We start from the raw sequence: 20,553 nt of genomic DNA on the forward strand, positions 1-20,553 counted from the left end.
TTCGTATGCCTCGAGTGCTCGTTGACGCGGCGGCGGTCCCCGCGGACCGCGGCGCGTTGATCAGATACGTGGACGGGCTGGTGGCCGGGCTCCACCGGGCCGGCGCGGACCTGGCGGTGGTCTGCCAGCGGTCCGAGGCTGAGCGATACCGGCGCCTCGCGCCCTCGGCGCAGGTCATCGCCGGGCCCGTCGCGATCACCAACAGGGCGGCCAGGCTCGCCTGGGAGCAGACGGGCCTGCCGCTGCTGGCCCGCCAGGCGGGCGCGGACGTGATCCACGCCCCCTACTACTCCATCCCGCTCGGCTCAGGGTTGCCGACGGTCGTGACGGTGCACGACGCCACCTGGTTCACCGAGCCTGACCGGCACCGCCCGCGGGCGTCGTTCTTCCGCTCCGCCACCCGTACGGCCGTGCGACGCGCCCGGCGGATCATCGTGCCGTCGAAAGCGACCAGGGACGAGCTGGTGCGCGTGCTCGCCGCCGACCCCACCCGCATCGACGTCGCCTACCACGGCGTCGACCTGGCGCAGTTCCATTCGCCGTCGGAGGAGGAGATCCGCCGGGCGGCCATGCGTTGCGGGCTGCACGGCCAGCCCTACGTGGCGTTCCTGGGCGCGCTCGACCCCCGTAAGAACGTTCCGAACCTGATCCGCGGCTTCGCCGCCGCCGTCGCGACGCTGGAGCGGCCACCCGCGCTGGTGCTCGGCGGCGGCGTGCACGACGACGAGGTGGACGCCGCCTGCCGCGAGGTCGAGGCCACCGTGAAGGTCGTACGGCCCGGCTACCTGGGCGCCTCCGATCTGCCGGGGTTCCTGGGCGGGGCGCTCGTGGTGGCCTTCCCCTCGCGGGGAGAGGGCTTCGGGCTGCCGGTGCTGGAGGCCATGGCCTGCGGCGCGCCCGTGCTGACCACCCAGCGCTCGTCGCTGCCCGAGGTGGGCGGCGACGCGGTCGCCTACACCGAGCCCGACGCCGGCAGCATAGGAGCGGCGCTCGGACAGTTGCTCGCCGCGCCCGAGCGCAGGCGGCACCTGAGGGAGGCAGGGCTGGCCCGCGCCCGCGAATTCACCTGGGACGCCTCGGCCGAGGCGCATCTCAGCTCCTATCAACGCGCGATCGAATAGTTCGGTAACCTCACGGAGTGATGGAGAGCTCTTTGCCGGACCTCGAGGCGATCCTCCTGGTCGGGGGGCAGGGCACGCGCCTGCGTCCGCTGACACTGGGCACGCCGAAGCCGCTGCTTCCGACCGCCGGGGTGCCGTTCCTGGCCCACCAACTCGCCCGGGCGCGATCGTTCGGCGTGCGCCGGATCGTGTTCGCGACGTCCTACAAGGCGGCGATGTTCGAGCCCGCCTTCGGCGACGGGTCGGCGTTCGGGCTCTCGCTGGAATACATGACGGAGGAGTCACCCCTCGGCACGGGCGGCGCGATCCGCAACGCCGCGGAGGCGCTCACCTCGGGCCCCTCCGACCCCGTGCTCATCCTCAACGGCGACATCCTGTCCGGGCACGACATCGGCGATCAGGTGCGCACACACCTCGCACGACGGGCCGCTGTAACGCTCCATTTGACAGAAGTGGACGATCCCACCCGATTCGGATGCGTGCCGACCGACGATTCCGGGCGGGTGACCGCGTTCCTGGAGAAGACCCCCAACCCCGTGACCAACCGCATCAACGCCGGCTGCTACGTCTTCACCCGGTCGGTGATCGACTCGATCCCGCGCGACGAGGTCGTGTCGGTGGAGCGGGAGACGTTCCCCGGGCTGATCGAGTCGGGGGAGCTCGTGCTGGGCTACGCCGACCGCAGCTACTGGCTCGACGTCGGCACCCCCGCCGCGTTCGTCCGCGGGTCGCGCGACCTGGTGCTGGGCCGGCTCGCCTCGCCCGCGCTGCCCGGGGCCACCGGCGAATACCTGGCGCTCGCCGGGGCGCGGGTCTCGGCCGAGGCCAAGGTGCAGGGCGGCACGGCCGTGGGCGCGCGGGTCGTGGTGGGCGCCGGAGCCTCGGTCGCCGGCTCGGTGCTGCTCGACGACTGCGTCATCGAGCCCGGCGCCGTCGTGACCGACTCCGTGGTGGGCACGGGGGCGCGGGTCTGCGCGGGCGCGGCGGTGCACGACGCGGTGATCGGCGACCGGGCCGTCGTGGGGCCGGGCAACGAGCTGCAGCACGGCGTACGGGTCTGGCCCGACATCGCGCTGCCCGAACGCGCGGTGCGCTATTCCAGCGACGTCTGAGACGCCGCACGCTCGCGGCACACTGTAAGGGTGAAGGAGCGCAGGTGGGAGCCCGGCGGGCCGCTTGACGTGGGGCTGGCCCTGCAGCCGCACCGGCGTGGTGGTGGCGACCCCACCTGGCGCCGCGGCCGTGACGGCGTCGTGTGGCGCACGTCCAGGACCCCCGACGGGCCCTGCACGCTGCGGGTGAGCGTCGAGGGCGGGTCCGTGCACGGGCGGGCGTGGGGGCCGGGCGCGCAGTGGGCGCTGGAGACGCTGCCGGCGCTGCTGGGGGCTGACGACGACGTTGCGGGCTTCAGCGTCAGGCACGAGGTCCTGGCGGAGGCCGTACGCAGAAATCCAGGGTTGCGGATCGGCAGGACCGGCCGCGTCATGGAGGCGCTCGTCCCCGCCGTGCTGGAACAGAAGGTCGTCGGGCAGGAGGCGTGGCGGGCCTGGCGCTGGCTGCTCACCCGCTACGGCGAGCCCGCGCCGGGGCCCGCTCCCGAAGGGATGCGGGTCGTGCCGGAGACCGCGGTGTGGCGGCAGATCCCGAGCTGGCACTGGCACCGCGCGGGCGCCGAGGCCGTGCGCGCCAGGACCATCGCGAACGCCGCCTGGCACGCCGCCAAGCTGGAGGCCGCCGCCACCACGGAAGAGCTCGACCGGCTGCTGCGGGCGCTGCCGGGGATCGGGGTGTGGACCTCGGCCGAGGTGCGCCAGCGCGCGTTCGGCGACCCCGACGCGGTGAGCGTGGGCGACTTCCATCTGGCCAAGCTCGTGGGCTACGCGCTGACGGGGGAGAAGACCGACGATCAGGGGATGTTGCGGCTGCTGGAGCCGTACGAAGGGCATCGGCACCGCGCCTCGGTGCTGGTCTGGCTGACCGGGCTGCGCCCGCCCGCCCGCGGGCCGCGGATGCCCGCGCGCGACTACCGGGCGTTCTGAGCCGCCCTGGGTGCGAGCGGCGAACTCAGCCCGACGTACTGTGCCCTTATGAGTCTCGTCAGCGATTCCGCGCTCCGCCGTGCTCTCGCCCGCGCCCGCGATGGCAAGGCCATCGACGTCGCCGAGGCGACCATCCTGCTGCACGCCCGGGGTGAGCGCCTTGACGCCCTGCTCGACCACGCCTCCCGCGTACGCGACGCCGGGTTGACGGCCGCCGGCCGCGAGGGCGTCATCACCTACAGCAGGAAGGTGTTCGTCCCGCTGACCCGGCTCTGCCGGGACCGGTGTGGTTACTGCACGTTCGCGACCGCGCCGCACAAGCTGGAGTCGCCGTTCCTGAGCCCCGACGAGGTGCTGGAGATCGCCCGGCAGGGGGCGGCGATGGGGTGCAAGGAGGCGCTGTTCACGCTGGGCGACCGGCCGGAGGACCGCTGGCGCCAGGCCCGCGAGTGGCTCGACGCGCACGGCTACGACGACACGCTGTCCTACGTGCGGGCCATGGCGATCAGGGTGCTGGAGGAGACCGGGTTGCTGCCGCATCTCAACCCGGGGGTGCTGAGCTGGCGCGACCTGCAGCGGCTCAAGCCCGTCGCGCCGTCCATGGGGATGATGCTGGAGACGACGTCGCGGCGGTTGTTCGAGGAGAAGGGGCAGCCCCACCACGGTTCGCCGGACAAGGACCCGGCCGTGCGGCTGCGGGTGCTGGAGGACGCCGGCCGCAGCGGCGTGCCCTTCACGACCGGGATCCTCATCGGCATCGGCGAGACGGTGGAGGACCGGGCGGAGTCGATCTTCGCGATCCGGCGGGTGGCCCGCGAGTACGGCGGCATCCAGGAGGTCATCGTCCAGAACTTCCGCGCCAAGCCGGACACCGCCATGCGCGGGCTGCCCGACGCCGACTTGCAGGAGCTGGCGGCCACCATCGCCGTCGCCCGCCTCGTCCTCGGGCCCCGCGTCCGCCTCCAGGCGCCGCCGAACCTGGTGGACGCCGAGTACGCGCTCATGATCCGGGCGGGCATCGACGACTGGGGCGGGGTGTCGCCGCTCACGCCCGACCACGTGAACCCGGAGCGGCCCTGGCCGCAGATCGACGACCTCGCGGCCCGCACCGCCGAGGAGGGCTTCCTGCTGCGGGAGCGGCTGACGATCTATCCCGAGTACGTGCTGGCGGGGGAGCCCTGGCTCGACCCGCGGCTGCTCGGGCACGTGGCCGCCCTGGCGGACCCGGCCACGGGCCTGGCCAGGCAGGACGCCGTCCCGCGCGGGCTGCCCTGGCAGGAGCCCGACGGGGGGTTCACCGCGTCGGGCCGGGTCGATCTGCACGTCGAGGTCGACACGACCGGGCGGACCAGCGACCGGCGCGACGACTTCGACCACGTCTACGGCGACTGGACCGCACTCCGCGACCGCCTCGCCCCGGAGCCCGCCACGCCGGCCAGGGGCGGGGGCGCGACGCCCGGCGAGGTGCGGGCGGCGCTCAGGCGGGCCGAGGCGGATCCCTCGGGCCTGACGGACGCCGAGGCGGTCGCGCTGCTAGGGGCGGAGGGCGAGGCGCTGGACGAGCTGGCCGCGATCGCCGACGGGCTGCGCAGGGAGACGGTCGGGGATGACGTGACCTACGTCGTCAACAGGAACATCAACTTCACGAACGTGTGTTACACCGGCTGCCGCTTCTGCGCGTTCGCCCAGCGCAGGACCGACGCCGACGCGTACACGCTGAGCCTCGACCAGGTGGCCGACCGGGCGCAGGAGGCGTGGGAGGCGGGGGCGACCGAGGTGTGCATGCAGGGAGGCATCCACCCCGACCTGCCCGGCACGGCGTACTTCGACATCGCGAGGGCGGTGAAGGCCAGGACGCCGGGCATGCACGTGCACGCGTTCTCCCCGATGGAGGTCATCAACGGCGCGAGCCGGACGAACATGTCCGTCCGCGCCTGGCTGGAGGCGGCCAAGGAGGCGGGCGTCGACTCGCTGCCCGGGACGGCGGCCGAGATCCTCGACGACGACGTGCGGTGGGTGCTGACCAAGGGCAAGCTGCCGGCCGCCGAATGGGTCGAGGTGATCACCACGGCCCACGACGTGGGCATCCCCACGACGTCCACCATGATGTACGGGCACGTCGACAACCACCTGCACTGGGTCAGGCACATCAAGCTGATCCGGCGGCTCCAGGAGAGGACCGGCGGGTTCTCGGAGTTCGTGTTGCTGCCGTTCGTGCACACCAGCGCCCCCATCTACCTGGCCGGCCTGGCCAGGCCGGGCCCCACGGCGCAGGAGAACAGGGCCGTGCACGCCCTGGCCAGGATCCTCCTGCACGGCGCGATCAGGAACATTCAGTGCTCCTGGGTCAAGCTCCGCGACGACCTGTGCCGCCAGGTGCTCCAGGGCGGCGTGAACGACCTCGGCGGCACGCTCATGGAGGAGACCATCAGCCGGATGGCCGGCTCGGAGAACGGCTCCTACAAGACCATCAGCGAGCTGCGGGAGATGGTCGAGGCCACGGGCCGCCCGGCCAGGCAGCGCACCACGGAGTACGCGACTCCGGCGGCGGAGCGGCTGCGGGCCTCGCAGGCGAGTGACGGCGTGTGCCAGAGCGTCAGGAGGTCCCTCCCGATCGCCTAGCTATAACATGTTCTAACAAGGCTTGCGCCCGCCACGGGAGGTGCTGGAAGAATCGTCACTCCCCGGAGAGAGGTTCACCGTGCGGTTGGGTCGGCACCGTGCCGCGCTGCCCCCTGAGCGTCGGCGCAGGAAGGCGTTCCGGCGGGGGATGCTGGCGACGCTCACGGCCGTGGCGATCGTCGCGGCGGGCGCCGTCGCGGTGCTCGGCGGCGGGGGCGTGCTGTGCAGCGCACGAGAGCCTGTTCTGGTGAGCGTGGCGGCAGCCGTCGACGTGGCCCCCGCGGCGATGGAGGCCGCGGGACGGTTCAACGAGACGAAGACGGCGGTCGGCGGCCGGTGCGTGCTGGTCCAGGTGACCGAGCACCCGCCGGCCACCGTCCTGCGCACGCTGATCGGCGACCGGGCGGGCGTGCTGCGCGAGCGGCCCGACGGCTGGATCGCCGACTCCTCCGCGTGGATCAGGCTGGCCCGCCAGCAAGGGGCGAGCGCGCTGCCCGCGGGCGAGAGCGTGGTGGCCACGTCGCCGCTCGTGTTCGCGACCCGCCAGTCGCTGGCCGAGCGCTTCTCCGTCGGCAAGACCGAGATGAACTGGCGGATGGTCTTCCCCTCGACCGCGCGCGGGCGGCTGACACCCACCGAGGACGAGCCCGACATCGTCCGCGTGCCCGACCCGTCCCTCGCCGGGGCGGGCATCGCCACGGTGGCCGCCGCCAGGGACGTCGTCGGCACGGGCCCGGAGGCCGACAAGGCGCTGACCGCGTTCGTACGGTGGGCGCAGGCCGGCTCGGCCCCCGACTACCGCAGCATGCTGGACGCGGTCGACGACCGCGCGCTCTGGAAACGACCGGTCGTGATCGTCCCCGAGCAGTCGGTGTGGCAACACAATTTGCGCCCGTCGGACGACCCGGTGGTGGCGCTGCACCCGCGCGAGGGCACGATCAACCTCGACTATCCGTACGTGGTCACCGCCACCGACCCGGCGGTCGCGGAGGCGTCCGCGGCCTTCGCCGGCTGGCTGGAGGGGCCGCAGGCCCAGGAGATCGTACGGCGGGCCGGGTTCAGGTCGGGAGACGGGCGGCAGGGGCCGATCTCTCCCGGGCCGCAGATCCCCTCGGCCGCTCCGAGGACGAGGCCGTCGGTGTCGCCGCAGGACATCGACGCGGCGCTGGCCGCCTGGAGCAGACTGGCCCCGCCGACGAACATCCTGGTGCTGACCGACGCCTCCAAGCACATGGCGGAGAAGCTGAACGGCAAGACCAAGATCAGGGTGGCGCTGGACGCGGCCAAGATCGGGCTGCGGTTGTTCCCCGACTCCACGCACATGGGTTTCTGGGAGTTCGCCGACCGGCTCGGCGGCATCAAGGGTTACCGGGAGCGGGTCACGCTCGGGCCGATCAACGAACCCGAGTCGGGGCAGGTGATCCGGCGCAGCCGGCTGGACGAGCTGACCAGCACGATGACCGCCCACCCGAAGACGAAGAGCTCGCTCTACGACTCGATACTGAGCGGCTTCCGCAAGGTCACCGGCGACTACCACGACGACATGAACAACGCGCTCCTGGTGATCACCGGTGGCCGCGACGACGGCCAGGGCACCGACCTCGCGGGGCTTCTCGAGGCCTTGCGGGACGGGTGGAACCCGGACCGGCCCGTCCAGATCATCATCATCGCGTTCGGCAAGGACGTGGACCGGCCGAGCCTGTCGCAGATCGCGGCCGCCACGAACGGCTCGCTGCACGCGGCGAAGGAGCCGGAGGAGATCATCGACGTCTTCCTCGCCGCCCTCGCCCGCCGGCTCTGCCACCCCACCTGCAAGCCGACGACCTGAGGGCCGCGTGAAGGGGGCGCGGGACGCCCCCTTCACGCCGTGGGGATGAGCCGAATGTAAAGGAAACTTTCCTAACGGTAAATGCCCGGCTGACTGGAGTTCCGTCACCCGGTCAACGCGTGACGATGAAATCGTCAGGGTCGCGCGGCGCCCGCTCGCGCGGCGGCGCGGCCGCGTGCCCGACGGCCACGCAGCCCATCGGATCCCACGACCCGGGCAGGCCGAGCACCTCGCGCACGACCGGCCGGCAGAACATCGTGGACGACACCCACGCCGACCCGAGCCCCTCGACGGCGAGCTGGATCAGGAAGTTCTCCACCCCGGCGCCCGTCGCCACGACGAACATCTCCCGCTCTGAGGCGTTGCGCCGCTCGTCGCGGTAAGTATGGGAGCCCTCCATCACCAGGCACGGCACCACCAGATAGGGCGCGTTGCGCAGCACGTCGCCACGCTTGATCCGCTTGGCGATCGACTGCTCGGTGAACCCGTCGCCGCGCAGATCACGGATCCACGCCTCGCGCATCGCGTCGAGCAGTTTCGTCCTCGTCTCGGGCGACTCGACCAGCACGAACCTCCACGGGGTCGTGTGGTGCGGCGCCGGTGCCGCGATGCCCGCCGCCACCGCCCTGCGCACGGCCGCGGGGTCGACGGGCCGGTCGGCGAACTCCCTGATCGTCCTGCGGGCGAACACCACGTCACGCGACCCGTAGCGGAACAGGTCTTCGTCGGCCGCCCGCACGAGAGGCCTGACGCCCGGCCCGTCGTCGTCGGTGACCAGGTGGGACAGCCCGCGCACGATCGCCACGGGAACCCCGTCGAGCTTGCCCTTGACCAGCTCGGCCGCGCCCGCGATCTCGTCGGCCAGCGCCGTGACCGTCGCGCTGAGCTCGTTGCCGTAGCCGTCGGACGCGCCCCGGAAGTCGTCGAGCGGTCGCAGGCCCGCCGCCCCGATGGCCACGTCGGTGAGGCCGTTGCGCCACGGCCGGCCGAACGTGTCGGAGACGATCACCCCGGCGCGCTCGCTCAGGCCGGCCCTGATGCGCCTGGCCGACGCGTCGGGATCGGCGGGCAGGAGCAGCACGGTGCCGGGCTCGGTGTTGGAGGCGTCGACGCCGGCGGCGGCCATGACGAAGCCGTGGCGGGTCTGCGAGATCACGGTGTCGCCGCGCCGGGCCACCACGCGCTCGGTCTCGTCCTCGATCGCCTGGGCGCGGTCGGGCGCCTGCCGCACCCTGCCCTCCGCCTTGCTCACGATCTTCGAGGTGACGACCACGATGTCGCCGTCACGCAGCCCGGCGTCCTTGAGCAGGGCCGCCACGTCGTCGCCCGGCCGCACCTCGCCGATGCCCGTGACCGCGATCACCTCGATCCGCCGCGCGGGGTCGGGAGTCGCCGGCTGGTGGGAGGCGGTCGCGGGCGACGAGGACTGGGACGCGGTCATCGGGCGAGCTCCAGGGCGAGGTCGAGTGCGGTGCGGGCGATGCCGGCGGCGGCGTCGGTGTCGTGCATGAGGATCGGCCTGGCGACCACCCTGACGCCGTCGAGGGCGACCGCGTGATCCTCCTCCGCCACCAGCCAGCCGTCGACGAGATCGGAGCCGTACAGCTCCAGGACGGCCTGCGCGGTCGTCTCCACCCCGATGGCCGTCAGGCAGGCGTCGGCCATGCCCCTGACCGGCGCGCCGCCGATGATCGGCGAGACGCCGACCACGGTCTTGGGGAGCAGGGCCTCGCGGATGCCTGGGACCTGCAGGATCGTGCCGATGCTCACCACGGGGTTGGACGGCGGCAGGATGACCACGTCGGCCTGCTCGACGGCCTCCAGCACGCCGGGCGCGGGCTTCGCGGTGTCGGCCCCCACCAGCGCGAACGACTCGGCGGGCACCGAGGCGCGCAGGCGTACCCACCACTCCTGGAAGTGCACGGCGCGCTTGCCGCGGTCGTCCTCGATCACGACGTGGGTCTCGCAGCGGTCGTCGGTCATCGGCAGCAGGCGCACGCCGGGCTGCCAGCGCGTGCACAGCGCCTGCGTGATCTGCGAGAGCGGATAGCCCGCCTCCAGCATCTGCGAGCGCACGATGTGGGTGGCGAAGTCGCGGTCGCCCAGCCCGAACCACTGCGGCTCGACGCCGTAGGCGGCCAGCTCCTCCTTGACGACGTGGGTCTCCTTGGCCCGGCCCCAGCCCTGTTCCTCGTCGATGCCGCCGCCCAGGGTGTACATCACAGTGTCGAGGTCGGGGCAGACCCGCAGGCCGAACAGGGTGATGTCGTCACCCGTGTTGCCGATGACGGTGATCGAGGCGTCTGGCTCGGTGGCGCGCAGGCCGCGCAGGAAACGGGCGCCGCCGATGCCTCCGGCGAGGGACACGATGTGCATGTGGCCCAGTCTTCCACCGGGCTCTGACAGGCCCGCCCCGGGACCGGGTTTGGCCGTGCCGAAACCCCTGTACATGGTGATATTTGTAGAATTGGGATGGAAGAGGTTTCTGGGACGCCCGCGAGCCCCGTCAGTGATGTGGCAAACTCCCTTCGGGCTAAAGGGTCCGATGGGGGTAGTTGTGAGCAAATTTGACGTCGCCCGGCTGAGGGAGCCGGCCGCGTGGGCCATGGTCGTCCTAGGACTGATGTACGTCCTGGTGAGGTTCGGTCGTGTCCTGGTCGGGGATCCCGACACGACCATCATGGAACGTGCTTCCTGGAACACCCTGGACATGACGAGCCCGTACGTGGTGGCGTTGTTCGTGGGGTCCGTGCTGCTCCTCACCAAGGTCGGCGAGCCGTCGCCCAAGGCCAAGCCCGTCGCGTACGCCGCGGTGGCCGGGCTGGCGATGGCCGCGGTGGGCGGCATGCTCTCGCTCGTCCTCGGCGTGTTCACCGGCGACGGCGCCCGGTCCGCGTTCGAGCTCGTGCTGCTGGGCGCGCCCGCGCTCGCGCTGACCGCCATCGCGCTCGTCTACCTGCTCCCGCAGGTCGTCCCCGACCGTCCCGCCGCGCAGGTCTACCACCAGCCCCAGTTCGGCCAGCAGCCCCCTTACTACGGCCAGCAGCAGCCCGCCCCCGGCTACGGCCAGCCCGGCCAGCCTGGCCCCGGTCAGCCCGGTCAGCCCGGTCAGCCCGGTCAGCCCGGTTTCGGGCAGCAGGGGCAGCCGGCCGCGTTCGGCCAGCAGCCCGGTTATGGCCAGGAGCAGCCCTCCGGCGCGTACGGCCAGCCGGAGTCCGGCTACGGTCAGCAGCCTCCGTCCGGTCAGCCTGGTTACGGCCCGCAACCCCCGTCGGGTCAGCAGCCCGGTTTCGGCCAGCAACCGCCGTCCGGTCAGCCTGGCTACGGCCCGCAGTCCCCGTCGGGTCAGCTGCCCGGTTACGGCCAGCAGCCTCCATCCGGTCAGCAGCCCGGCTACGGCCAGCAGCCCGGCCACGGCGGCCAGCCCGAGCAGCCCGGCTACGCGCCCCCGGCCGACAACCAGCAGTACGGCCCTGACCCCCAGCAGGCCCAGCCCCAGCCACAGATCAGGGGCGCGCTGCCCGCCGCCCCTTCGGACCAGCAGCAGCCGGACCAGGCCTTCGCGCCGCAGAGCTTCGGCCAGTCGGCCTACACCCCCGCCGACACGGCCCCCGCGGGCCAGGAGTACGCCGCTCCGCCCGCCGAGTACCAGCCGGCCCCGTACGTCCCCGCGGACAGCCAGCCCAACATCCACAACCAGCCCAGCCAGAACCCGTACGCCCCCCCGGCCGACCAGCAGAACCCCTACGCTCCGTCCCCGGACCAGCAGAACCCCTACGCCCCACCCGCCGATCAGCAGAACCCCTACGCGCCGCCGGACGCCGCCCCCAGCGCCTTCGCCCCCGCCGAGCAGGCCTACCCTCCGGGTGACACCAGCCCGAACGTCCCGCATCCCGCGGCTGACGGCCAGCAGCCGTACTTCGGCCAGAGCGCGTTCGACCCGCAGCAGGCGGACCAGCAGCAGGGCGGCCAGCCGTTCACGGGATTCTCCGGCCAGGAGTACGCCACCCCCCAGGCGTACCAGGAGCCGCCCGTCGACCCCCGTTCGCAGCAGCTCATGGACGCCTACCAGCAGGCGGACACCTACCAGCACTCCTTGCCGGGCACCCAGCCCGAGCTGCGCGTGCCCGACTACACGGGCCAGCCGCCCCGGCCGTACGACGATCCGTTCGGCCACCCCCAGCAGCCCCATCAGCAGCCCCATCAGCAGCCCTCTCAGCAGCCCTCTCAGCAGCAGGGCGGCGGGTACGAGCCGCAGCAGGGCCAGTACCAGCCCTCTCACCAGGTCCCGGCCGGGGACGCGACGATGCGGCTCGACCCGTCGTTCGGGCCGGACCCCTTCGGCGGCGACCAGCGCCGTCCTGGGGACGACCCGATCGACCCGACAGCCATATACACCCCCAATGAGCCACGCAGGTAACGGACCGGCAATGAACGGCTAGAGAGAAGGTGGGCCACGGGCGGCCGTCTATCCCGCCCTGGTACGGTTCGGACCGCTGACAGCGTTGAACAAGCCTGGCTGACGCCGCGCACACATGGGTGTCGGCCGGGTGCGAACATCACATGCCAAGCACACCGGGGCGAGGTCTGGTCTTTCCCCGGATACCTGCATGCCGCTTGACGCCACGTGCGGCACGCGCGTGTAATTACAACCATGTTGTTACGCCTTCCAGTGGGTGGGTAGTAAGGAAGGCGTCCATGGGGGGCTCCATTGCGGGCGGGCGGCAGGGAGGTGTGCAGTGACCGATCCGGTCATCGCACAGGATCAGCTTGACGCTGAAGAACTCGGATGGCAGGAGCGCGCATTGTGCGCGCAGACTGATCCGGAGGCGTTCTTCCCGGAGAAGGGCGGCTCCACCCGAGAGGCCAAGAAGGTCTGCCGATCGTGCGAGGTCCGTGCCGAGTGCCTGGAATACGCACTCGAGCACGATGAGCGGTTCGGCATCTGGGGTGGGCTGTCCGAGCGGGAGCGCAGACGGATCAAACGCCAGGCCGTTTGAGAGATATGGGCGAGGGGGTCACGCGGGCTGCCGTGTGGCCCTTTTTCGCATCTCCTGGAGGGGTTCGCCGGTAAGGTGGGCCCGCCTGATCAACTCCCAGGAGTCACCCGCCCATGGCACGTCCCTACGTCACCGCGATCGTCGTCGCTCACGACGGCGGGCGCTGGCTTGGGGAGACGCTGCGGGCTCTGGCCGGCCAGAGCCGCAGACCCGACCGCGTGGCGGGCGTCGACAACGGCAGCAGGGACGGCTCCGTCGACCTGCTCGCCCGGACGCTCGGCCGCGGCAACCTGATCTCCCTGCCCCGTTCCACCGGTTTCGGCGAGTCCGTGGCGGCGGCGCTGGAGAGGTTGCCCTCCGCGGGTCCCGATGAGTGGATCTGGCTGCTCCACGACGACTGCGCCCCCGACCGGCGGGCGCTCGAGGCGCTGCTCGCCGCCGCGGAGCAGCATCCCAAGGCGGCCGTGCTCGGCCCGAAGCTGCGCGACTGGCTCGACCGCAGGCTGCTGCTCGAAGTGGGCGTGACGGTGGGGCGCACCGGGCGCAGGGACACCGGGCTCGAACCACGAGAGTTCGACCAGGGGCAGCACGACGGGACGCACGACGTGCTGGCGGTGTCCACGGCCGGGATGCTGATCCGCCGCGACGTGTGGGAGCAGGTGGGCGGGCTCGACCCGTTCTTCCCGCTGTTCCGCGACGATCTCGACCTGTGCTGGCGGGTGCGCAACGCCGGGCACAGGGTGCTGAACGTCACCTCCGCCGTGGCCTGGCACGCCGAGGCGGCGGCGCGCAGGCGGCGGCGCATCACGGTCAGCGGGGACCATCCGCGCAGGCTGGACAGGCGTAACGCCATCTTCGTAGTGATGGCCAACCTGCCGTTCGGCGCGATGCTCTGGGCGCTGCTGCGGAACGTGGTCGGCTCGGCCTTCCGCACGCTGCTGTTCATCGTCAGCAAGCAGCCCGCGAACGCGCTGGACGAGATGGTGGCCATGGGGTCGATCCTGGTGCACCCGTTCCGGCTGCTCAGGGCGCGCCGTGCCCGCCGTAACGGCCGCAAAAAGGGATATATCCGCATAAAGCGGTTGATGACCCCTCGAGGAGCGCCCTGGCGGCGGCTCACCGACATGATCCAGAGTTTCCTCGCCGGCGAGGCCCCCGTCGACTCCGCCGGCCGCCACCACCACTCGTCCGCGGAGGAGGACGACGAGATCCCGCCGCCCGACACCGGCGCGGTCAAACGTTTCCTCAGCCGCCCCGGCGTCGTCCTCCTGCTCGCGCTGACCGCCGTCTCGCTGGTCGCCGAGCGTTCCCTGCTCGGCGGCGAGCGGCTTGGCGGCGGCGCGCTGGTCCCGGTCACGGGCGGCGCGAGCGACCTGTGGGCGTTCTACACCGAGGGCTTCCACGACGTCGGGCTCGGCTCGGACGCCTGGGCGCCCCCGTACGTCGCCGTGCTCGCCGCCCTGTCCACGCTCGCGCTCGGCAAGACGTGGCTGGCCGTCTCGGTGCTGCTGCTCGGCTCGGTGCCGCTGGCCGGCGCCTCGGCGTACCTGGCCACCCGGCACATCATCCCGGCGGTGCCCGCACGGGCCTGGGCTGCGGGGACGTACGCGCTGCTGCCCGTCGCGACCGGCGCGATCGCGGCCGGGCGGCTGGGCACGGCCGTGGTGTTCGTGCTCCTGCCCCTCTACACGTCGTTCGGCACGGTGCTGCTGTCCGGCGAGCGCCGCCGCGCCCGCCGCGCCGCCTGGGGCCTCGGGCTGCTGCTCGCCGTGGGCACGGCGTTCGTCCCGCTGGTCTACCCGCTCTTCGCGGTCCTCGGCGTGCTCGCGGCGGTCGCCTTCGGCGGTGTGCGGCGCGGCGTCGTGACCTCGATGGTCATCGCCCTCGCGGTGCCGGTGGCGCTGCTGTTCCCCTGGCTGGCGACCCTGGCGGCCGACCCGGGCAAGATCCTCCTGGAGGCCGGGCTGCACGATCCCGCCCTGGCCGACCCCGTGCTCGCTCCCGAGTCGCTGCTCGCGCTCAGCCCGGGCGGGCCTGGGCTGCCGCCGTTCTGGGTGACGGCCGGCCTGATCACGGCCGCGCTCGCCGCACTCCTCATGCGCCGCCAGCGCATGATCGTCGCGATCGGCTGGGGCGTCGCCCTGTACGGGATGCTGGCCGCCATCCTGGTCAGCCGCGTCACCGTCGAAGGAGCGCGGGCCTGGCCGGGGGTGCCGCTGGCGTTCGCGGGCACCGGCCTGCTGGTCCTCGTGGGACTGACCGCCCACCGGCTGGCCGGACTGCGCGCCGGAGGCGGGCTGCGCAAGCTGGGCGCGACGGCGGTGGTGGCGGTCGCGTTCAGCACGCCGCTGCTGGCCGCGGGTTTCTGGGTGGCGGGCGGCGTACGCGGGCCGCTCGTGGGCGACGCGCCCGACGTGCTGCCCGCGCTGGCCACGACCTACTCCAAGAACGGCGAGCGCACCCTCGTGATCGAGGGCTCCGCGTTCACGGTGCTGCACGCCCGCACCCCGCTGATCGGCGAGGCGGAGCTGCCCGTCGCGTCCGACGCCCGCACCCAGGTGCGGGCGGCCGCCCAGGGCCTGGCAGGCGGGCGCGGCGGCGACGCGGCCACGCTCGCCCGGCACGGCATCGCCATGGTCGCGGTGGCGCCCCCCGTCTCCCCTGACCTGGTCAGAAGGCTCGACTCCCAGCCGTCGCTGCAGCGCATGAGCCTGTCGGACGCGGGCGGGCTGTGGCGCCTGACCGAGCCGGTCACCCGGGTGCCCGCCCGGCCGGACAGCGCCCTGCACACGCCATGGTTGTGGGCACAAGCGGCGCTGGTGCTGGCAGCGGTGGTCATGGCCGCGCCGGGGCGGCGCTCGCCCGACGGAGTCGAGTCGCCGGCCGTGGCACTGGCGGGTGCGTGATGAAGGCGTTCGTGGAGAACAGGTTCGGCCTGCTGGCGCTGGTCGTCGTCGCCCTCGCCGCCATGTACGGCGTCGCGTACGTCACCAGGCCCGCACCCCTGCCGCCCCCACCCGAGGGACCGCGGAAGGTGGCCGTCGAGTCGGTCACCGCCGTCTGCCCCGGCACGAAGGGCGAGCACGTCAACGTCTACCTGCCCGACACGCTCAACCGGGAGAAGATGGACGCCGAGCCGTACGTGACGAAGGGCCCCGGCGCGATCGAGGCCGGCTACCTCACCCGCGTCACCAAGGGCGGCGGGCGGGGGCTGGCCGGAGTGCGCTGCACCGAGCCCGGCCGGGAGACCTGGCTGGTCGGCCCCGGGCCCGCCGACGCCGACGTACGCCTCCGTCTCACCAACGCCGACAAGGCGCCCGCGCTCGCCGACGTCCAGGTCCACGCGGCGGAAGGGCTCGTCTCCGGCGACAAGGGGATCGGGCTGGAGATCGCGCCCGGCGAGCACACGGAGATCGACCTCAAGACGCTCGCCCCCTCGGCCGACATCATGGCCGTGAGCGTCACCACCGTCTTCGGCCGCGTCGCCGTCGCCGCCAGGACCACCCTCGACACCGGCGGCGTCGACTGGCTCCCCGCCGCCGCACCTCCCGCGACGCGCGTGGTCGTCCCCGGCATTCCCGGCGGCGGCGGTCGCAGGGAGCTCCTCGTCGCCGCCCCCGGCGAGACCGACGCCGTCGTGCGGCTCAAGGCGGTGAGCGAGGACGCGGAGTACGCGATGAAGGGCCGCGAAACCCTCGACGTGCCGGCCGGCGGCGTGGTCGCCCTCGACGTCACCACCGGGCTCGGCGGCTCCTCGGGCGCCCTCGTCCTCACCTCGCCCGTGCCGATCGTGGCCGGGCTCGTCGCCACGGGCACCGGCGGCCGCTCCGACGTCGCCTTCACCGCGGGCACGTCCTCACTGGACCTGGGCAGCGCGGTGGCCGGCAACCGCGCGGGCTCCCGCCTGGTCCTCACAGCGCTCGGCGGGCCCGGCAAGGTGCGGGTGCGAACCGTGCCCGAGGGCAAGGCCTTCGACGTGGAGGTGCCGGCGGGGCGGACGAAGAACGTCAAGCTCACGGCGGAGGGGAACTTCGCCGTGGTGGTCACGCCCGTGTCGGGGGAGGTCTACGGAGGACGCGTGGTGGAGGAACGCCTGAAGAGTGGGGTGCTGCTCACGGCCCAGCCGCTGTCTCCCGCCCGCATGTGGACGCTCCTTCCGCCCCTCACCGACACCTCCCGCGTGGTGGTGCCTTGAACCTCCGAGCCTCGTGAGCCCTCTGAGCCCTGGAGCGCCGAAGCCCCGCAGGCCTCAACCGCGGTCGTCGTAGCCCGGGTCGACGGTCTCTGGGGCCAGGCCGAGCAGGGTGGCCACCTGCTCCACGACGGTGTCGTGCACCATGGCTCCCAGCGTGTCGCGGTCGCGGGCCCGTGCCTCCAGCGGACGCCGGTAGACCACGATCGAGGCGGGGTTGGGGCCGGCGGCCGCGTCGGCGCGGCCGAACGGGATCGGGTCGGAGCTCAGCTGCGGCCCGTCGCCCAGCTCGCTCAGCGGCGGCACCTCCTCCACCGCGAACTCCACCGCCGACAACTGGCGCTCCCACCGGGGCCTGAGCCGGTCGACCGCGTCGAGCACGAGGTCGTCGAAGCGCTCGCTGCGGGATTTGGCCATGGGGACGTGGGAGGGGGCGAGCGGGCCGCGGAGACCCCGACCGTGGCGATCGCGCCGCCTGGGACCGCGCCTGTGAGTCACGGGATCAAGTGTACGGGGGCGTACGGGCGCTTCCGGGGAGCGGCGTCACCTCTTCAGTAGGACTGTTCTGCCCGGGAACGCGGGGAATGTTCGGGCTCGAAGACCGGGTCCCTGGCGGGGAAATCGGTGGAAAGGCTGCGACAGGTGTCCGAATTGTGGCGACACGCTCGTTAAGAGTGCTCAGATAGTGGCGCCTCGCACTCTTACCAGATACGGTCCCTCCGTGAGCCCCGTCCGCCGCTGTTCCCGCACCGCCTGCAGCCAGCCTGCCGTCTTCACGCTCACGTACGTATACGCCGACTCGACCGCTGTTCTCGGCCCTCTGGCGACGTACGCGGAGCCACATTGTTATGACCTGTGCGCCGAACACGCCGAGCGGCTGACCGCCCCCCGCGGCTGGGAGGTGGTGCGGCTGCCGACGGACGGCGCCTCGCCCAGTTCCGACGATCTGGAGGCGCTGGCCAACGCGGTCAGGGAGGCGGCGCGGCCCACGCCGTCCGGCGGGGGCGAGCCGGTCGGCCAGGGCGTCGAGGTCGGCAGGCGCGGGCACCTGCGCGTTCTGAGGTCGGCCCAGCAGCACCGCGACCGGTAGGCTCGTTTCAACGGAGGAAACGACCAAGGGCGGAGCTGCGGAGTGGGCGATTTCGCCAAGATCTTTAAAGCGTACGACGTTCGCGGGGTGGTTCCCGACGAGCTCGACGAGCAGACCGCCGAGGCCGTGGGGGCGGCCTTCGTCGAGGTGACGGGCGCCGGGTCGGTCGTGGTCGCCCATGACATGCGCGAGTCGTCCGTGCCGCTGGCCGAGGCCTTCATCCGCGGCGCGCGTTCGCGCCGGGCCGACGTGGTGCACGCCGGGCTCGGCTCCACCGACCTGCTCTACTACGCGAGCGGCAGCCTCGGGCTGCCGGGCGTCATGTTCACCGCCAGCCACAATCCCGCCCGCTACAACGGCATGAAGATGTGCCGGTCCGGCGCGGTGCCGATCGGCGGCGACACGGGGTTGACGGAGATCCGCGACCGCGCGGCGGAGCTGGCCGGCGTGACGGCCACGCCGGCGGGGTCGCTGATCGAGAAGGACCTGCTTCCCGGCTACGCCCATCACCTGCGCACGCTGGTCGACCTGGCGGGCGTCAGGCCGCTCAAGGTGGTCGTCGACGCGGGCAACGGCATGGGCGGGCACACCGTTCCCGCCGTGTTCGAGGGGCTGCCGATCGAGCTGGTCCCGCTCTACTTCGAGCTGGACGGCGATTTCCCCAACCACGAGGCCAACCCGCTGGAGCCACAGAACCTCGTCGACCTGCAGCGGGCGGTCGTCGACAGCGGCGCGGACCTCGGGCTGGCCTTCGACGGCGACGCCGACCGGTGCTGGGTGATCGACGAGCGGGGAGAGTCCGTCTCGCCGTCGGCCGTGACCGCGCTGGTCGCGGTGCGCGAGCTGGCCAAGGCTCCGGGCGCGACGATCATCCACAATCTGATCACGTCGCACGGCGTGCCCGAGATCGTCCGCGAGCACGGCGGGGTTCCGGTGCGGACGCGGGTGGGGCATTCGTTCATCAAGGCCGAGATGGCCCGCACGGGCGCGGTGTTCGGCGGCGAGCACTCGGCCCACTACTACTTCCGCGACTTCTGGTTCGCCGATTCGGGCATGCTGGCCGCGATGCACGTGCTGGCCGCGCTCGGCGAGCAGGAGCGGGCGCTGTCCGAGCTGGTGGCGGCCTACTCGCGCTATCACGCCTCCGGCGAGGTCAACAGCGCGGTCGCCGACCAGGACGAGGCGCTGCGGCGGGTGCGGGAGGCGTTCGCGGGCCGGGGCGAGTTCGACGAGCTCGACGGGCTGACCGTGACGGGATCCGGCTGGTGGTTCAACCTGCGGCCCTCCAACACCGAGCCGCTGCTCCGGCTGAACGCCGAGGCGGCCGACGAGACCGAGATGACGGCGATCAGGGACGAGGTCCTCGCCATTGTGGGAAAGGTGTCAGAGTGAAGATCGACGACTGGCTGCTGGAGATCCTGGCCTGCCCGGCGTGCAAGGCGCCCCTGCGCGCCGAGACCGAGGCCGAAGAGCTGGCCTGCACCGGTTGCGGCCTCATCTACCCGGTCCGGGATGACATCCCCGTTCTGCTGGTCGACGAGGCCAGGAAGCCGTGACCTGGGAGCCGGGGCGGCTCGACGACCAGCGGCATCTCAGCGACGGCGATCCCGGGGGCATGTTGCCGGCGGTCGCCGCCGCGGCGGCTCACGTACGCACCGGCTACCGCGCCGCCGTCGAGTCCCGTGTCGATCGCCTGGCCGAGATGGGGCGCCCGCGCGCCATCGTGGTCGCGGGCATGGGCGGCTCCGGCATCGCGGGTGACATCATGGCGGCGGCCGTCGGCAACGGCGCGCCGCTGCCGATCATCACCCTGCGCTCCTACCAGCTTCCCGGCTGGGTCGGCGCCACCGACCTGGTCATCGCCGTCTCCGGCTCGGGCGACACCGAGGAGACGCTGGCCGTCGCCACCCAGGCCGTGCGGCGCGGGTGCACGCTGCTGGGCGTGGGCGCGCCCGGCTCGCCGCTGGAGGCGATCGCCACCCAGGCGTCGGCGCTCTACGTGCCGGTGCCGGTGAGCGGGCAGTCCAGGGTCAACGTCTGGCTGCTGGCCGTGCCGCTGATCGTGGCGGCCGCCGCGCTGCGGCTGCTTCCGGCCGACGCGGACCTGTTCGAACGGGTGGCCACGGCGTTGGAGGAGATGGCGCACCGGTGCCGGCCGGCCAGCGAGTCGTTCGTCAATCCGGGCAAGTTGCTCGCGCTCGACCTGGCGGAGAGCCTTCCGGTGATCTGGGGTTCGTCGGCCGCGGCGTCGGTGGCGGCGTACCGGCTGGCTTGCCAGCTCAACACCAACGCGAAATATCCCGCCATCTTCGGAGAGCTGCCCGAGGCGGCTCACGGCCAGGTCGCGACCTTCGACGGGCCGATGGCCGAGCGCGACATCTTCGCCGAAGCTCCCGCGCTCGCGCTCAGGCTGGTCGTGCTGCGCGACGTCGAGGAGCATCCCCAGCTGACACGCCAGCGCGAGGCGTCGCTGCGCCTGGCGCGCGAGCGCGACGTGCCGGTGACCGAGCTGGCGGCGGAGGGCGTGCACCCGCTGGAGCGGATGGCCTCACTGATCCTGCTCGGCGATTACGCGAGCACCTATCTGGCGCTGGGATACGCCGTCGATCCGAGCTCGGTCTCGGCGATCAGTGAGCTAAAGGCCAGGATTTCGCAATAGGA

At 72.5% G+C, this 20,553-nt stretch carries 16 protein-coding genes; 13 read left to right on the top strand and 3 right to left on the bottom strand.

The annotated features are described in order from the left end of the window. Positions 1–5 precede the first annotated feature (5 nt). The 5 genes from ABGB01_RS12765 (at position 6) to ABGB01_RS12785 (ending at position 7,610) form a co-directional block, all read left to right on the top strand. The gene (locus ABGB01_RS12765; protein WP_347773477.1) at positions 6–1,121 is read left to right on the top strand and encodes a glycosyltransferase family 1 protein; all 1,116 of its coding nucleotides are present in this window, start codon (positions 6–8) and stop codon (positions 1,119–1,121) included. 20 nt (positions 1,122–1,141) lie between these two features. Continuing rightward, positions 1,142–2,233: an NDP-sugar synthase gene (locus ABGB01_RS12770; protein WP_347773511.1), complete on the top strand. Its 1,092-nt coding sequence runs from the start codon at positions 1,142–1,144 to the stop codon at positions 2,231–2,233. Between the two features lie 30 nt (positions 2,234–2,263). Continuing rightward, the gene (locus tag ABGB01_RS12775; protein ID WP_347773478.1) at positions 2,264–3,160 is read left to right on the top strand and encodes a DNA-3-methyladenine glycosylase 2 family protein; all 897 of its coding nucleotides are present in this window, start codon (positions 2,264–2,266) and stop codon (positions 3,158–3,160) included. A gap of 48 nt (positions 3,161–3,208) precedes the next feature. Beyond that, positions 3,209–5,782, top strand: a complete 2,574-nt coding sequence (locus tag ABGB01_RS12780) for a bifunctional FO biosynthesis protein CofGH (protein ID WP_347773479.1) — start codon at positions 3,209–3,211, stop codon at positions 5,780–5,782. 148 nt (positions 5,783–5,930) lie between these two features. Further along, a complete protein-coding gene (locus tag ABGB01_RS12785) occupies positions 5,931–7,610 on the top strand; it encodes a substrate-binding domain-containing protein (protein ID WP_347773480.1) in 1,680 nt (559 codons plus the stop codon). 112 nt (positions 7,611–7,722) lie between these two features. On the opposite strand, the gene ABGB01_RS12790 is transcribed toward ABGB01_RS12785, so the two are convergent. Further along, entirely contained in the window at positions 7,723–9,051 is a 1,329-nt protein-coding gene (locus tag ABGB01_RS12790; RefSeq protein WP_347773481.1) for a coenzyme F420-0:L-glutamate ligase, read from the bottom strand. After that, entirely contained in the window at positions 9,048–9,986 is a 939-nt protein-coding gene (gene cofD, locus ABGB01_RS12795; protein ID WP_347773482.1) for a 2-phospho-L-lactate transferase, read from the bottom strand. Before cofD ends, ABGB01_RS12790 begins: the two co-directional genes overlap by 4 nt. Before the next feature lie 181 nt (positions 9,987–10,167). Here cofD and ABGB01_RS12800 point away from each other — a divergent pair, with 181 nt between their 5' ends. The 4 genes from ABGB01_RS12800 (at position 10,168) to ABGB01_RS12815 (ending at position 16,805) form a co-directional block, all read left to right on the top strand. Next, entirely contained in the window at positions 10,168–12,030 is a 1,863-nt protein-coding gene (locus tag ABGB01_RS12800) for a hypothetical protein (protein ID WP_347773483.1), read from the top strand. Between the two features lie 319 nt (positions 12,031–12,349). Beyond that, complete coding sequence (locus tag ABGB01_RS12805; RefSeq protein WP_020546325.1) at positions 12,350–12,610, top strand: WhiB family transcriptional regulator; 261 nt, start codon at positions 12,350–12,352, stop codon at positions 12,608–12,610. A 113-nt stretch (positions 12,611–12,723) separates the two neighbouring features. Further along, positions 12,724–15,516, top strand: coding sequence for a glycosyltransferase family 2 protein (locus ABGB01_RS12810; RefSeq protein ID WP_347773484.1), 2,793 nt, complete (start codon positions 12,724–12,726; stop codon positions 15,514–15,516). Continuing rightward, positions 15,516–16,805: a DUF5719 family protein gene (locus ABGB01_RS12815; protein ID WP_347773485.1), complete on the top strand. Its 1,290-nt coding sequence runs from the start codon at positions 15,516–15,518 to the stop codon at positions 16,803–16,805. Before ABGB01_RS12810 ends, ABGB01_RS12815 begins: the two co-directional genes overlap by 1 nt. A 54-nt stretch (positions 16,806–16,859) precedes the next feature. Here the strand turns inward: ABGB01_RS12815 and ABGB01_RS12820 are convergent, their stop codons facing one another. Continuing rightward, complete coding sequence (locus ABGB01_RS12820; protein WP_220447384.1) at positions 16,860–17,219, bottom strand: metallopeptidase family protein; 360 nt, start codon at positions 17,217–17,219, stop codon at positions 16,860–16,862. 304 nt (positions 17,220–17,523) lie between these two features. On the opposite strand from ABGB01_RS12820, the gene ABGB01_RS12825 reads away from it, so the two are divergent. Genes ABGB01_RS12825 through ABGB01_RS12840 form a run of 4 tightly spaced genes read left to right on the top strand, consistent with a single transcriptional unit; the run spans position 17,524 to position 20,551 of the window. After that, positions 17,524–17,892 (top strand): DUF3499 domain-containing protein, encoded by a 369-nt coding sequence (locus tag ABGB01_RS12825; protein WP_106236645.1) that lies wholly within the window; start codon positions 17,524–17,526, stop codon positions 17,890–17,892. A 42-nt stretch (positions 17,893–17,934) separates the two neighbouring features. Beyond that, positions 17,935–19,284 (top strand): phosphomannomutase/phosphoglucomutase, encoded by a 1,350-nt coding sequence (locus tag ABGB01_RS12830; RefSeq protein ID WP_347773486.1) that lies wholly within the window; start codon positions 17,935–17,937, stop codon positions 19,282–19,284. After that, the gene (locus ABGB01_RS12835) at positions 19,281–19,448 is read left to right on the top strand and encodes a Trm112 family protein (RefSeq protein WP_106236648.1); all 168 of its coding nucleotides are present in this window, start codon (positions 19,281–19,283) and stop codon (positions 19,446–19,448) included. The genes ABGB01_RS12830 and ABGB01_RS12835 overlap by 4 nt, the downstream gene beginning before the upstream one ends. After that, a complete protein-coding gene (locus ABGB01_RS12840; RefSeq protein WP_347773487.1) occupies positions 19,445–20,551 on the top strand; it encodes an SIS domain-containing protein in 1,107 nt (368 codons plus the stop codon). Before ABGB01_RS12835 ends, ABGB01_RS12840 begins: the two co-directional genes overlap by 4 nt. The last annotated feature ends 2 nt before the right edge of the window (positions 20,552–20,553 follow it).

The sequence above is a fragment of the Nonomuraea sp. B5E05 genome (assembly GCF_039880665.1).
Classification (GTDB): domain Bacteria; phylum Actinomycetota; class Actinomycetes; order Streptosporangiales; family Streptosporangiaceae; genus Nonomuraea.